The organism is Natrinema sp. LJW11, from assembly GCF_056135975.1.
In genome coordinates this window covers 15,690-30,144 of sequence record NZ_JBWBDM010000002.1, presented here as the reverse complement: position 1 = coordinate 30,144, position 14,455 = coordinate 15,690, and the positions used below count along the sequence as shown (strand labels likewise).

The 14,455-nt window shown below is 63.8% G+C and carries 19 protein-coding genes; all 19 read left to right on the top strand.

What is annotated here, in order from left to right:
* The first annotated feature begins 33 nt into the window (after window positions 1-33).
* Window positions 34-2,130 (top strand): minichromosome maintenance protein MCM, encoded by a 2,097-nt coding sequence (locus AC0QDI_RS04715; protein ID WP_474665746.1) that lies wholly within the window; start codon window positions 34-36, stop codon window positions 2,128-2,130.
* A gap of 2 nt (window positions 2,131-2,132) precedes the next feature.
* Window positions 2,133-2,513 (top strand): hypothetical protein, encoded by a 381-nt coding sequence (locus AC0QDI_RS04710; protein WP_474665744.1) that lies wholly within the window; start codon window positions 2,133-2,135, stop codon window positions 2,511-2,513.
* A gap of 393 nt (window positions 2,514-2,906) precedes the next feature.
* On the top strand, window positions 2,907-3,134 hold the full coding sequence (locus AC0QDI_RS04705) for a hypothetical protein (RefSeq protein WP_474665742.1): 228 nt from the start codon (window positions 2,907-2,909) through the stop codon (window positions 3,132-3,134).
* Entirely contained in the window at window positions 3,131-3,523 is a 393-nt protein-coding gene (locus tag AC0QDI_RS04700) for a hypothetical protein (RefSeq protein WP_474665740.1), read from the top strand. The genes AC0QDI_RS04705 and AC0QDI_RS04700 overlap by 4 nt, the downstream gene beginning before the upstream one ends.
* Window positions 3,516-3,758 (top strand): hypothetical protein, encoded by a 243-nt coding sequence (locus AC0QDI_RS04695; RefSeq protein ID WP_474665738.1) that lies wholly within the window; start codon window positions 3,516-3,518, stop codon window positions 3,756-3,758. The genes AC0QDI_RS04700 and AC0QDI_RS04695 overlap by 8 nt, the downstream gene beginning before the upstream one ends.
* Window positions 3,759-3,762: 4 nt before the next feature.
* Entirely contained in the window at window positions 3,763-4,011 is a 249-nt protein-coding gene (locus AC0QDI_RS04690; protein WP_474665737.1) for a hypothetical protein, read from the top strand.
* A gap of 96 nt (window positions 4,012-4,107) precedes the next feature.
* On the top strand, window positions 4,108-4,824 hold the full coding sequence (locus tag AC0QDI_RS04685) for a hypothetical protein (protein WP_474665735.1): 717 nt from the start codon (window positions 4,108-4,110) through the stop codon (window positions 4,822-4,824).
* The gene (locus tag AC0QDI_RS04680; protein ID WP_474665733.1) at window positions 4,821-5,003 is read left to right on the top strand and encodes a hypothetical protein; all 183 of its coding nucleotides are present in this window, start codon (window positions 4,821-4,823) and stop codon (window positions 5,001-5,003) included. Before AC0QDI_RS04685 ends, AC0QDI_RS04680 begins: the two co-directional genes overlap by 4 nt.
* Before the next feature lie 192 nt (window positions 5,004-5,195).
* Window positions 5,196-5,708, top strand: a complete 513-nt coding sequence (locus AC0QDI_RS04675) for a hypothetical protein (RefSeq protein ID WP_474665731.1) — start codon at window positions 5,196-5,198, stop codon at window positions 5,706-5,708.
* Between the two features lie 80 nt (window positions 5,709-5,788).
* The gene (locus AC0QDI_RS04670; protein ID WP_474665729.1) at window positions 5,789-6,037 is read left to right on the top strand and encodes a hypothetical protein; all 249 of its coding nucleotides are present in this window, start codon (window positions 5,789-5,791) and stop codon (window positions 6,035-6,037) included.
* Between the two features lie 2 nt (window positions 6,038-6,039).
* Entirely contained in the window at window positions 6,040-6,588 is a 549-nt protein-coding gene (locus tag AC0QDI_RS04665; protein ID WP_474665727.1) for a helix-hairpin-helix domain-containing protein, read from the top strand.
* Between the two features lie 3 nt (window positions 6,589-6,591).
* Window positions 6,592-7,158 carry a hypothetical protein gene (locus tag AC0QDI_RS04660; RefSeq protein WP_474665725.1) on the top strand — a complete coding sequence of 189 codons (567 nt, stop codon included), beginning with the start codon at window positions 6,592-6,594 and terminating at the stop codon, window positions 7,156-7,158.
* Window positions 7,155-8,519, top strand: coding sequence for a PBSX family phage terminase large subunit (locus tag AC0QDI_RS04655; RefSeq protein WP_474665723.1), 1,365 nt, complete (start codon window positions 7,155-7,157; stop codon window positions 8,517-8,519). The genes AC0QDI_RS04660 and AC0QDI_RS04655 overlap by 4 nt, the downstream gene beginning before the upstream one ends.
* 18 nt (window positions 8,520-8,537) lie before the next feature.
* Window positions 8,538-10,004, top strand: coding sequence for an anti-CBASS protein Acb1 family protein (locus AC0QDI_RS04650; protein WP_474665721.1), 1,467 nt, complete (start codon window positions 8,538-8,540; stop codon window positions 10,002-10,004).
* A complete protein-coding gene (locus AC0QDI_RS04645) occupies window positions 10,004-10,240 on the top strand; it encodes a hypothetical protein (protein WP_474665719.1) in 237 nt (78 codons plus the stop codon). Before AC0QDI_RS04650 ends, AC0QDI_RS04645 begins: the two co-directional genes overlap by 1 nt.
* A 2-nt stretch (window positions 10,241-10,242) precedes the next feature.
* Window positions 10,243-11,346 carry a minor capsid protein gene (locus AC0QDI_RS04640; RefSeq protein ID WP_474665717.1) on the top strand — a complete coding sequence of 368 codons (1,104 nt, stop codon included), beginning with the start codon at window positions 10,243-10,245 and terminating at the stop codon, window positions 11,344-11,346.
* A gap of 88 nt (window positions 11,347-11,434) precedes the next feature.
* Complete coding sequence (locus AC0QDI_RS04635; protein WP_474665715.1) at window positions 11,435-12,790, top strand: hypothetical protein; 1,356 nt, start codon at window positions 11,435-11,437, stop codon at window positions 12,788-12,790.
* Between the two features lie 10 nt (window positions 12,791-12,800).
* On the top strand, window positions 12,801-13,289 hold the full coding sequence (locus AC0QDI_RS04630) for a hypothetical protein (RefSeq protein ID WP_474665714.1): 489 nt from the start codon (window positions 12,801-12,803) through the stop codon (window positions 13,287-13,289).
* 11 nt (window positions 13,290-13,300) lie between these two features.
* Entirely contained in the window at window positions 13,301-14,452 is a 1,152-nt protein-coding gene (locus AC0QDI_RS04625; RefSeq protein WP_474665712.1) for a bacteriocin, read from the top strand.
* The last annotated feature ends 3 nt before the right edge of the window (window positions 14,453-14,455 follow it).

Below are 14,455 nucleotides of genomic sequence, written 5' to 3'. Positions count from 1 at the left end.
CACAACAGCCGTCCGATCCCGGAGGTGGTCGTTGTGACGGCTCAAGACGGCGGTTCAGAGCTCGTGGATGACTTCCAGGAGTTCTTCCGTAACTACTACGACGAGGAGATCCGGACGCTCGCCCAGCACTACCCGAACGAGCAACGGTCCCTCGAGGTTGGCTGGGTAGATCTCTACCAGTATGCTCCCGACCTCGCGGACGACTACCTCGCCCAGCCGGACCAGCTCCAGCGCTACGCCGAAGAGGCGCTGCGGCTGTATGACCTTCCGATCGACGTCTCGCTCGGTCAGGCACACGTCCGCGTGAAGAACCTGAACGAGACCGACTCGTTCTACCCAGGGTGGTTCTCACCGACGGATCGCCACGACAAGTCGCCGTACCTCACCGTCGAGGGCCAGGTCGAGAAGGCGACCGACGTCGACCCGAAACTCGAGGAAGCGGCCTTCGAGTGCCAGCTGTGTGGGACGCTCAACCGGGTTCCTCAGTCTGGGCCGAGCGATGACTTCCAGGAGCCACACGAGTGCTCGGGCTGTGAGCGGCAGGGGCCGTTCCACATCAACTTCGACCAGTCGGAGTTCGTCGACGCCCAGCTGCTCCGGCTCGCCGAGCCGCCGGAAGTAGCCGCCGGTGGCGAAGGGACGAAGATCGACGTCGCCCTCGAGGACGACCTCACCGATCAGGCCGAGCCCGGCGACCGTATCGACGTGACCGGCCGCCTGCAGCTGAAACAGGACGGATCGAACAACAAGAAGAGCAACCGGTTCAAACCCTACCTCGAGGGTCACCACATCGAGGTCTGCGACACGGACTTCGAAGATCTCGAGATCACCGAGGAAGATAAGCGGCAGATCGAGGCGATCGCGAACGGCGAGTACGGGCCGCTGTTCGAGACCGTCCTCGATAGCATCGCCCCCGACCTCACTGGCGAGAAGTACGACCTCATCAAGGAGGGCCTCTTCCTGATGCTCATCGGTGGTGCAACCGTCGAGCTCGACAACGGCCGCGAGGTCCGAGGTGTCTTCCACATGCTGCTGATCGGTGACGCCTCGACGGGGAAGTCGACGCTCCTCCGGGAGGCCAAGCTGATCGCTCCGCGGTCGGTCTTCGCGAACGGCAAGGGCGCGACCGAGGCCGGGATGACGGCGACGGCGAAGCAAGACGACTGGGCGGACGGCGAGTGGACGCTCGACGCCGGCGCACTTGTCCAGGCGAACAACGGTCTCGCCTCGATCGACGAGATCGACAAGGTTCGCGACGACGTCCAGGACTCGATGCACGGCGCGATGGCGGACATGAAAGTCGACGTCAACAAGGCCGGGATCAATACGACGCTCCCTGCCGAGACGTCGGTGTTCGCCGGCGGCAACCCGAAACACGACCGCTGGGACAACTACGTCGCTGACAGCGAGCAGATCGACCTGGGCGAGACGCTCCTCTCGCGGTTCGCGCTCATCTTCAAACTGCAGGACATCCCGGACGAAAAGACGGATCGAGAGAAGGCCGACCACGTTCTCGAGACGAAAGAGACGGCGAAAGCGAAACGCGCCGGTGAGAACATCGGCGCCGATGACGACGATCGCGTGATCGATCACGACCTCCTCCGGAAGTACATCGCCTACGTGCGACAACTTCCCGACCCACGCTTCCGGACCGAGGAAGATCGAAACAAGCTCCGAGATGCGTACGTCCGGATGCGTGGCGTCAACGGCTACGATGATGACGCACCGGTCCCGATCACGTTGCGGAAGCTCCAAGACATGCATCGCATCGCTGAGGCGAGCGCTCGAGCTCGTCTCTCGCAGTGGATCGAGGAGGAAGACATCCAACGTGCGAAGCGGCTGGTCGGCGAGTCCCTCCAGGACTACGGGATGAACGAAGACGGCGAGTTCGACGCCGACATCGTCGAATCGAACACCTCGCAGCCCCAGCGAGAGCGGATCAAGACCGTTCAGGCGGTCATTCGAGAGATGCAGGCCGGCAAAGCTGGCGGCGTCCCCTACGACGACATCTTCGAGAAGCTCGAAGAGCAGGGGATCTCGCAGGAGAAGGCCCAGCACGAGATCGAGAAGCTGAAGAAGAAAGGCGACGCCTACGAGCCGAAAACGAACAAGGAAGTGCGGGTGACGTAGCCATGTCGAAAACCGAAGCCTCCTCGAAAGAGATCTACGATTCGGTCGTCGGCTACGTCGAACACAACACCGGAGGTCTTCAACCACCGCTGATCCACGAGGCACCGGTTGTCGCGAGCGTCTCGTGGAGCTACCAAAACGAGCATCCGTCACGGGTCCGGTCGGCGATCTCGGCAGCCACGTCTCGGGGCGACCTCGTTCGAGTCACCGACGACTCAGGTGAGCACAAGCGGACCTACCTCGGGATTGATGACCCGGACGCCCTCGAGCGCAAGATACGGGAGTATCACGAACGCTCGAGTCGAACAACCCGCAACGGAGCGCTCTGTCTCAATATCGCAAATCGGCGCGTCGATGACCTTCGGGGTGAGGGCGATGACTGACAAAAACGCACACTCCTCGAGCGATACTGAACGCACCGCAGTAGTCGAGTTGTCGGCATCGGAGGCTCGAGACGCCCATCTCGCAGCGTCTAAGATGGGGATGGAACGCGACCATCCTGCGATGGAAGAACTGTACCGAGCTTTCGCCGACGAACCAGCGAACTATCCCTCTGGACAGATGCGTTTCATGGCCCCGGCAGATGGGTTATGCGAAATCGCCATGAAAGCTCAAACCCACGGAAAAGAGCGACGAGGAAAGGGACACAGCGCGGCCCAGTCGAAATATTACAGCGTCGGAGATCAGATGGAGAGTCAGTTAGTTAGACAAGGCGAATGGGTGGAGGTTGACCGCACACAAGACACGGCTACTGTACGCGACGGAGGTGGCGACTCGTGACGACCGGCTACGTGGTCAACCTCGACAACGGTCATAACGGCTACTGCGTCGAGAGTCTCATCGGCGTCACGTACTGCGGACGGACGTTCGACCCCGAGGACGTCGATCGCGAACTCTACGCGGTCAACCGAGGCCACGATCACCCTCACAACACGCTCTGTTTCGACTGCTCGAAGGTCGATTCGCGAACAGTCCGCGGTGCAGTGCGAGGTGAGAAAGCGTGAGCGTCTTCGAAGACACCCTCGAGGTCTGGCGAAACGCCCTCGAGCATGACGACGTCACGACCGTCGACGGCCCGGCCTCGATCGAGACACTCCAGGAGGCACGCAACCGCTTCGAGCAGCTGGGCAACGAGCCTCGCGGTGGCGTCCTCGTCATCTCGATCGACATGGCTCGAGAGATCGCACGGGGCTGGGTCGAGATCGAAGCGCACTCGCTCACCCCCGATGGTCACGAAGAGTTCCGACCGTTCGACGACATGATCACGGTCATCGACGGCGCCGATCGGAGCGCGTACATCTGCCGGTCGGACGCCGTTCGCCTGGACATGACGATCCTCGAGGCCGACGGCGTCGTCGCGATCGACTTCGAGCGGGGTGAGTCCGATGACTGACGGAGAGCTCCGCAAAGCGATCCTCCGAGAAGCAGAGGAGGGCGACATCGGCGAAGTCCTACTCGAGGGCTGGCAGCTCGGGATCTACGACGCCGAACTGGCCGACGATGGAGAGGTGGCGTGGAAACTCTCCGAGAAGGGCGCTCTCCTCACGGAAAGAGGCGAGATCTCGGAGTACGTCGAGCGAGAGGCACAGGGTATCGACATCGAACCGTCCGCACTTCCGGGCCCATAGACCAATGCCTGAACAACTCCCGACAGAAATCCGCGACTGCACGGCAGCGACGAAGCTCGTCTGGGTCGTCCTCGAGCGCATGGAACCGGCGCCGGCTCAGGACATCGCCGACGTAACTGACCTCACGGTCCGGACCGTCCGAGATTCACTGGGCGAACTCGAGCAACGCGGTGTCGTCGGCCACGTCCTCCAGTACGACGATCTCCGGAAGAAACACTACCGGACCGTCGACGTGAAACTACCCGAAAAATAACACTGCTTTTCGAGTCTTTAAGCGCGACAATCACTATACCTGATAGTAACCCGTTTCTCCTGGGGTCGTTGGTAGCGGCCCGGGATCCCCATAGCTATGTCTGTCCACACAACCACCCCACCCCAGAGCGTCGAGTGCGGACAGTGCGGCGATCAGTTCCAGCTCCCCGCCACTGCGGGCTCGTTCTGTTCGCCGGAATGCCACAACGATCACCGCCGCGAGAAGCGTGCAGACGACTTCTTCGAGACTCTCGAGCACGATCACAGATTCTGTCTCTCATGTGGGAGGCAGGTCAAGGAGATCGAGAAGCCCCCGGAGCGCAACTCCGCAGGGAAGTCAATCACCGACGCGGCAATCGGCTGGGAACACGTCACCGAACACGGCGAGTTCGGCATCAAGTCCCACATCCACGACGACGGCGACAACGATGACGATGACGATGAGCCCGATGTCCCCGATCTCGACTTCGAGGACGGCCACGACCCGGTCTACGTCTACGACGTCGACGGCGAAGATCACAACGTCGGCACCTATGCGGACTTTCGGAACCCACTGCCGCGCTCGATCGACACCGCCGAACCCATCCCGGTCGGCACCGTCTGCTGCTGCGGTCAGACCGACCACAAACACGAGAACGAGATGCTCCGGACTCGCTTCCCGTTCACGGTGGCCCACTACCTGGCCGTCGCGACGGTCACACTCCGAGCTGAGGACAAGACCGACGTCCGCGTCGATCGGGAGCGACTGTTCGAGGCCGTCCTCGAGCGCCAGACAACTCGCGAGGCGTTCGCATCGGCGGTGGTTCTCTCATGACGGTCCAGTCGATCGCCGAGGGGATCCCGGTCGAACTCGAGTTCGCCGGCCGTCGCCTCGAGGGCGTCGTCGACGAGGTCCGATGGACGCCGACCTGGGGCGAGCCGCGTTCGGAGATCGTTGTCGACGCCAACGGCACCACGATCACGACCGGTCGAGCATCCATCCGACCTCGATAGTCCCCCATGTGGCCCGGCGTTGCCCCTACCCCGCCGGGCTGAAGGGGACGACTCGCTCCCGCTGCCACTCGCTTCGGGGCGGCTGGCACACCGCGACTGTTAGAGATCCCACGGTCCGTCCCGACCCGCGCCGGGATTCGGCAAAAAGCCTCGCAGACGCGACCCGGCGCACCCGTTTTTCATACACCAACCATGGTACAAGACACGCTTTCAGCACAGGACTTACAGGACCTCGAGCCCGTCGAACTGCTCGAGGAAGCACTCCAGGACGATCGAGTCCTTCGGCTCGTCGAGGACGCTGTCCGGATCGGCCGCGCACACGCCTCCGACTGGCTCGGGACCGTCGACGGTGACGACGTCGCGACGCTCGATCCGAAGGCGTCGACCAACGGGGTCGTCATCGCACTCGCTCGAGAGGGGTTCACCCCGAACTGGCTACTCTCCTACGAGTACGGCGGCGAGGTCGCGAACCTTGTCCGCTTCCACTACGATCCAGACCTCTTCCCGGAGCGCCCGTTCCGCCAGTTGCACGTTCGGCTCTTCGACGACGGGACACTCGATGCCCACGAAGAGCCGTCGGCGCTGATGCACAAGGGGCCGCACATCCGCGAGGAGACGTTCAACCGTGAGGTCGGTACCGCTGCGGTCCGGACGATTCTCGAGGACGCCGGCGTTGACGTCGAGGTGCTCGAGGAGGCTCGATAGATGCCATGTCGACGAAACCAAAGAAATCCGATCCGCTGGACCGCGCGAGAATCGAACTCATCTGCCTTGGGAGAACACTGATGCCCGATAGCGAGACCTTCGAACGGACGATCGTCACGATCATCCTGTTCATCGTCTGGGCGGCTATCGTCCTCGGGCCAATGTTCACCGGCGCCGACCCAGCGCGCTACGAGATCGTCATCGGGACGACCGCGATCGCGTTCACCGTCCTCGGGAAAATGTGGGACTTCGAGACCCAGCGAGCACTTCGTGAGGCCGTTCTTCCCGACGGTGGGCAGTCTCGAGAGGAGAACTCAGAGGACAAGTGACCATGACCGAGAACCTCACCGATATCGACGGCATCGGCCCAGCGATAGCCGAGGCGCTCGAGGAAGCTGGCTTCGAGACCGTCGACGACGTCCGCGCTGCGAGCGTCGACGAGCTCGCCGACGTCCACATGATCGGTGAGAAGTCGGCGAAGGGGATCCTCGAGGGCGAGACCAGCCACCGCGGTCGCGACCCGAAGCTCACGAAGCAGCGCCAGGAGGCGATCGCGGAGATGCTCGAGAACGGCCAGTCGGTCGCTGCAGCGTGTCGCTGCAACGGTATCGGCCAGACGACGTTCTACGAGTGGCTCGAGCGAGCTGACGAGCAGGACGAAGGCATCTATGCGGATTTTGCGGACAGGGTCGCGAGCGCGCGAGGTGCCGGCGAGGCAAAGCTCGTCGACGACCTGCTCGACATCGCCCGCGAGAAGGGCGACGCTCGGACAGTCCTCTCGGTGCTCAAGAATCGCTACCCCGAGTCGTGGGGCGAGCACGATGACGACGACGCCGGCTCCGGCAGCGTCGAAGTCTACCTCACATCGGAGAAGGACTGATCCATGAGCCTCGAGACAACCCAGATCCCATACCAGCGCGACGGCGACGACGTCGTCGGTATCGGAAGCTACCGAGTCCTCGAGACGTTCGATGGTAATGCCGACGAGGACGTCCGGGAGGACATCCGAGAGAAGACCGAGGCAGCGCTCAAGGACTACCCCGAACTCGCCGGCAAGACGGTCACGATCGGCCGGATCGACCCCGACGAGGATGCGAACGCCCAGGCGTTTTTCCACAACCTATTGACTGTCTACCACACCGATCGCTTCTCCTCGCTCCAGACCGTCTACCACGAACTCGCGCACCTCGCCATCTTCGTTCAACACGAACAGGGGGAGGACGTTCCACTCTCGAGCGAAGAGTACTGCTCGATCGTCGCCGTCTCCCGGATGCCCGTGCGCTACTTGGAGCATGACAACCGAGAAGACATCTCTTACCTCGGGACGCCGACCGTCCCGAAGGCGGAGTGGCCCGACATCTGTCAGCGCGCGCTCGAGTACCGCAAGGAACACGGGCGGAATAGTCACTACATCCAGCGCTGCAAGGAGTGGCTCGAGGTGGACGCATGAGTTCTGCCCGTTCCACGACGTCGTACACCGAGGAGTTCCCCGAGCCGAGCTACACGATCTTCGATCGGCAGCGGGACTCTCGAGAGGTCCGCCCGTACGTTCACGCAGACACTGGCCTCGCTCCCCAGGAGGACTTCCTCGCTGGGCCCGAGGGCGACGCCGCGATATCGTCGGATGCCTCGAACCACGTCATCATCTCGGGACTCGGCGCCGGGAAGACGGCGACGCTCATCATGCGGGCCTGGGCGAACGCCGAGCGCTGGAACCGCGGCGAGCTCGGCGCGATCATCGCCCCCGACTGGCCGACGATCAAGAACGCCATCCTCCCGACGATGCGGGAGTTCGGTCTCCTCGAGGTCTGCGAGTACGTTGGGCCCGGTGGCGAGGAACCCGGCGTCCACACCCCCAGCGGCTCCCGTATCATCCTGCAGACGGCGTCTAACGAGCGCAAAATCCGTCGTCTTCGTGGGCCGAACCTCGCATGGGTCGGAATCGACGAGCCGGCGTCACTGGCTGAGCGCGCCTGGGAAGTCCTCTCCGGACGTCTCCGCGTCGGGAACTATCGGAACGCGTTCCTGACAGGGACGCCTCGAGGCTTCAACTGGGTCTACGATCGCTTCTACGAGGATGACGCCGAGATCGTCCACGACGACGTCTACGAGGTCCGCGAGTCCGACCGGGTCCGTGGCGTCTTCGGTGTCCCGTCCTGGCTCAACCCGCACAACCCGGACGACTACATTGAGCGTCTGAAAGACGAGTATAGCGGCTCTTACTACCAGCAAGAGGTCGAGGGCGCGTTCACGCAGTTCGATGGTCTCGTCTACCCCTGGTTCGATCGCGACGACCACATCCTCGAGTCCGATGGTCTCCCGGACAGCTGGGACGAGACGATCTACGGCGTCGACTGGGGCTTCTCGAACCACGCGGCGATCGTCGCCGTCCTGATCCACGGTGATCGCTGGTACGTCGTCGAGGAGCGCAAGTCCCGCCGGATGGGCAACGACGACATCGCTGCCGAGCTCGAGCAGCTGGAGGAGGACTACGGCGCCGGTCCAGTCTACTGCGACTCGGCCGAGCCGAAGTCGATCGAGGCGCTGAACGAGAACGGCTTCGACGCTCGGAAGTCCGACAAGTCGGTCGAGGAGGGCATCAAGGCGGTGGCGGCGAAGCGCGACGAACTCCACGTCCACGATCTCTGTCAGGAGACGATCAACGAGTTCCACGCCTACCAGTACAAGGACGGCCGTGAGTCGGAGAAACCAAAGAAGGAGAACGACCACATCATGGACGCGCTCCGGTACGCGATCTTCACTCACGAACACGGTGATGATACCGGTCCGAGCGGCAGCGGCACTTGGTAACCAGACACCACGATCACCATGAGTGACACATCTACCGACACCGACGAGACGGACGGCTCCGCCGGCGACGGCCCGGACGCTGAACTAGTCGCACAAGACGACGGGTTCTCGGCCCGGCAGGAGTACCAGATGCGCCTCGCGTTGGCGCAGTCCCTCGGAGAGAACCTCCCCGGCGACGAGGACTACTACGAGGTGTTCAACTGGGATAAGAATCCGAGCGTCGAGGACTTCTTCGCCCTCGCACTGCGGAACCCGTACGCCTACGCCGTCACGTTCCTCCCGCCGTCGACCACGTGGCGTGATCCACCGAAGATCGACGACACGGACGACCCTCGAGGCGACGCCGACCAGACGGACTTCGAGAGCGACGTTCAGGACCTCATCGACGACCAGAAACTGTGGCACTACGCGAAGCGGGCCGACAAGCTGGCCGGGATCGGGAAGTTCGGTGTTCTCGTCCTCGAGTTCGACGACGTCGACGATCCCGATGGCTTCGAGAAGCCCGTCGATGAAGGCGCCGAACTCACTGGACTGCGTCCTTTCTCGAGAGCGTCGGTCGATGATGTCACGGTCGGTGGTCCTGGATCCGGGCGCTGGAACGAACCGACCGAGTACACGCTGGACTTTAGCGACGAGAACGAGGTCGAAGGCGCTTTCGAGCACCAGGGCCCGGAGACGCTCGACGTCCACTGGCAGCGGGTCATCCACATCCCGAGCGAGGAGCTTCTGGACGACGAACTCCGAGGCGTCGAACGGCAGAGGCCTGTCTACAACAACCTGATCGATATCGAGAAGACGCTCGGCGCCGCCGGCCAGCTCGTCTATCGGGCCGCTGCGTGGGGCATCCACATCAACATCTCGGATGAGTTCAACCTCGAGGACAACGGCGACGACCTTCGCGAACACCTCCAGCGCTGGCAGCACGGCCTCGAGAATGTCCTCCGGACTCAGGGCGCCGACGACGTCAAGAGCCTCGGCGGCGAGGACATCGATCCGCAGCCGGTCATCGATCCGAACATCGAGGCGATCAGCGCCCAGACGGGCCTCCCGCAGTCCGTCCTGAAAGGGAACGAGAGCGGCGAACGTGCCACGACGCAGGACCTCAAGGAGTGGTACGGGAAGATCGCTGAACGACGCAACGAGTTCGTCGAGCCGCAGATCGTCCGTGCGATCATCGACCGGCTGCTGGATATCGGCTCGATCACCAAGCCCCAAGGCGGCAGATACGAAGTCGACTGGCAGCCGCTGGCGGAGATGTCCGAGTCGGACCAGGCAGATATCCGCAAGACCCGGGCCGAAGTCCTCGAGACGTGGATGCAGGTCGCGCCGGGCGTCCTGACTCCCAAGCAGCAACTCGGGTTCATCGAGGATGGCGATCTCCCGTCTGACCTCGAGGGTTCCGACCTGCCGGATCTGGACGAAGCCGATCCGGAGGTCGAAGCGCAGTTCGAAGCGCAGTTCGGTCCCGTGGAGGCCGATGACTGATGAAACGCGAACCGCTCCAGTGTGCGGACTGCGGCGACGTACTGGGTACCGTTGAACTCGAGAGTGACGAGTTCGATCGAGCGGTCTCCATCGACGAGGATGGGGCAATTCACTTCACGTCCTGGGAGATCGGCGGGTCTGCTCGGCCGCTCTGCCCCGGTTGTTCGGAGGATCCGGATTCGTGGGGCGACGAACCTGAAGATGCCTCGGATCCGGAAGGTAGTAGTTCCATTTAGCCATGAGCAGCGCCCCTTCCTCGGACGGTCACCGACACCACCTGCATGCTCAGCAGGAGGATCCGACCAAGACGAAGACGATCCGGCAGACCTACGCTCGCCGACTTCGCGCGGCGTTCGGGCGGATCAACAGCACGATCCGCGACGCCGTCATCGAGGAGGACATCTTCGGGCTCCGGAGCGACGATCTCTCCGAGGCGCAGGTCGAGGAGTTGCTGGACACGTTCGCGTCCGCGGGTCGCGACGTCGAACTGCGGGCAGCCGACGACCCACCAGACCTGAGCACGGTCCCGCCGGGCGAGCGCATCGAGCGCTTCCGGGAGTGGCTCCAGACCGCACAGGAGTCGGAGGTCCTCGAGGTCATGGACCGCGATGAGAACGTCTGGGTGCGCCGGGCGTACGAGCGCGGCATCGAAGACGCTGACACGAACCTCCGGAAGGCCGGCCTCGATATCGAGCCGACCGATGCTGCAGCGGCGCAGCAACTGGTCCAGATGCCGGTCCACGAGCGGAAGCTGCACGTGCTGTTCGCTCGGAACTACGCCGAACTCGAGGGCATCACGAACGCCGTCTCCCAGCAGGTCACTCGTGAGCTCGCCGACGGGATCGGTGAGGGGATCCACCCGACCGAGATGGCGCGGCGGATCACGGACCGCGTCAACAAGATCGGGAAGACGCGGGCGACGGTGCTCGCAAGGACCGAGACGGTCAACGCCCACACGCAGGCGTCGATCGAGCGGTACCGACAGCAGGGCATCGACTCGGTCGGCCTCGAGCCCGAGGTCCAGGTCCAGACCGCCGGCGACCAGCGTGTCTGCGATCAGTGCGCTTCCGTGGCCCAGCGCGGTCCGTGGGAACTCGATGAATTCGAGGGATCGGCAGACCAGCCGCCGATTCACCCCCAGTGTCGCTGCGCAGTGATCCCGATCGTGAACGAGGCCGCGGCGGCGGCACTCGAGGCGCACCCCCACGAGTTCGCCACGATGCTTCGGGCTGGCGCGTTCGTCGACGAGTCGCGTGAGCGCTACGAGGCGCTCGCGTCGACGGACGGCGCCGGCGCCCAAGAGCTGGTCGCTCACTTCTCACCAACTCAGACAGCAGCGTAGTTCCGGGACCGATGACCTCCGTACAACACCACGCTCGCCGCGATCAGAGCGGTCGGCGTGAGGGGCGAGGGCCTGGGCCGATGTAACCATGAAGAACAACGATACGCATGACCTGCGGGTGTCGGCCCGAACGGCCCGGCTAACCGCAGCTATAGACGACGAAGACGAGGACGGCCCGCCGTGGCGGTTCTCCGGTATCGCAGTCGCCGCCGGTGACATCCTCCATATGGACGACGGGACGCGAGTCCTGATGACCGCGAAGGAACTCCGGAAGGGCGCAGAGACCCAGGCCGACGAACCTCTGACGACGGATCACCCCGCGGACGACGAGGGGCGGCCGCAGTATCCGCCGCCGACCGACGAGACGATCGGCAAGGTCCCGAAGGCCGGATGGATCGACGACCAGCAGGCCGTCGGCTACGAGGCGAGCACCCACGACGAGAACGTCGCGAAAGGCGTCCGTGGTGAGAGCTACGACGTCTCGGTCCATCCGAGATTCAGTCTCGGCGAGTTCCGTGAGGACGTTCAGGCTTACGTCGCCGAGAACATCGAGTTTCTCGACCTCTCCGTGGTCTCGAAGGGCGATAGCCCATCGAACACTGCGAACTGGGGCCCGAGTCAGGCACTGGCGTCCTACACCGAAGAGACGGACATCGGTTCTCAGCTGACAGCCGGCGACGGCACGGGAACCGACACCGATTTCGAGGACTCCCCGAACGGCGCGATCGGCGCTGCGGTTCGTGGGACGCTTCAGGCGATCGGATTCGATCTCGGTCGATCGGACGACCTCGCTGGCGAGAACGGAACCCCACTTCCGGAACCGCCTGACCTCACGGCAGACAGTACCGACACTGAAACGACGGGGGCGGAATCCCCCACGGACGACCCAGATCCAACTGACATGGACGACAACACTCGAGAGCAGTACATCACGTTCCTGACCGCCAACGCGGACTTCGACAAGGAGTCCCTCGAGGCGATGGACGACAACGTACTCAACCAGACGTACGAACTCGCCGCCGAGAACACCGCCTCCGATGGCGGCGATGGTGGCAGCAACGACGACCCCGACAACGGCGGCGACGACAAAACGCTCGGCGACATGACCGTCGACGAGCTCGGCTCTGCGCTCCGAGATCAGGGCTTCGTCACCGAGGACAACGCCAGCGATCTCGTCGCACAGGCTCAGGAAGAGGCCACGAAGGCGCAGAAGGTCGAGGAGATCATCGCCAATTCCGACCAGTACGAGGAGGACGACCGCGAGGACCTCATGGCCTCGGCAGACACCCTCGTCGATAGCGAGTACGATCGCGCTACCGGCAAGGGCGGCATGGGGCTTCCCGGCGCGGCTGGCCTCACGGCATCCGCGGCGGCGGGCGGTTCCAACGACAACGGCGCCGACGAGGACCCCGACGAGTACGGCACTGGGGTCGCGGAGAACTGAGGTGATATAGATGACGCAACTCAACACGCAGACGTCGGTTCTCGCACAGACCAACGATGCCGAAGACTACGACGATGACGAAGCGCTCGAGGTGCTCGAGCCCGGTCAGGGTGTCGTTCGAGGTGCTGGCGGCTACGCGGCCGCCGGTGCTGACTCGAAGACCAAACGCGTCGCTCGCGAACAGCGCAACCCCGGCAGCCGTGGGGTCGGGACGAATCAGAGCCCGCTGGACATCACCTATCCCGCAGGCTCGAACGTCGAGACGATCGGCTTCCAGAGCCACGACGAGGCTCGTCTGCTCGTCGCCTACGCCGACGTCGACGCAGACGGCACCGACGACACCTACTCCGAGGGCACCGACCTCGGATGGAACGCCAACGGCTACCTCGAGACGACGGCTGGCGCACCGACCGAGGCGGTCGCGACGATCGCAGACGAAGATGGCGTCACGATGAGCAGCGGCGACGACCCGACCCACGTTCTCGTGGAGTTCTACTGAGGTACTCATTCATGGCAACTACTGACAACGTTACGCAGCACGAACCGGAGATGGCCGAAGAGTTCGAAGGCGCTTCGCGTCTTCACGAAACAGCGCTGTTCAACCCGGTCAAGAAGCAGCGCGAACAGGCGTGGAAGCAGATCCGCGCCCAGTCGCCGATCGGGCCCGACACGTGGAACGATCTCGATCAGGCGGTCGGGATCAACCAGCCGTCGGCGGAACTGACCGCCGACTCGGCGATGCAGGTCGACTCGTGGCAGGAGTACGCTGAGACCATCCTCGACGACCAGTTCGTTCAGTCGACGGTCATCGACCAGCTGGTCGGCGCCGGCTTCGGTGTCAACGCGAGCCTCTTCCGCTACGCGTACTTCGACCGCCTTCGCGCCGGCCGACTCGAGGCCGACCGGACGATGAACGCTCGTGCGCGCAGCACGCAGGAGATGCCCGCCAACGGGCTGCACGGCGTTCCGCTCTGGATTCACCACGTCGACTACGAGTTCGACAGCCGCGAGGTCCAGAACGCGATGCAGTTCGGTGACGATCTCGACACCAGCGTCGGTCAGGAGGCCCGCCGGGCGCTCAACCGCTCGGAGCACAGCCTGCTCTGGAACGGCGAGGGCCGCGAGGTCCCGACCGAGCGCGGTACCCTCATGGTCTCCGGGCTCGACTCCGACGAGGACCTCGTCCTGCAGACCAGCGGCTCGAACGGCTGGATCAACAGCCCGAACGAGATCCTCTCCGACTTCAAGGAACTCCACGACACCGTCGAGAACCAGACCGATGTTATCGACGAAGACGATGTCCCGCTGGTCTCCGAGATCGGCGGCTGGCTCTTCGTTCCCCGCGCGCTGTGGGGCGAGGTCGACCGTGAGGACTACGAAACCTCCACGACCGACGAGCCGATCATGGAGCGGCTCGAGCGGAAGTACCCGTACCTCAACATCGTCCCGGCGCCGCGCCTGGACTCGGACAGCGCGATCCTGCTGCTGAACGACCCGCGGTACTTCCAGATGGTCGTGGCGCAGGGCGTCACGAACACGAACTGGGAGGTCGACGGCGGCTTCGGCCTGCGTAACAAGACGCTCTCGAGCCGGACGCCGTTCATCCGCCGCAGCCCCGACGGCGTGCGTGGCATCGCTCGGATCACCGGCATCAACGCCTGAGGT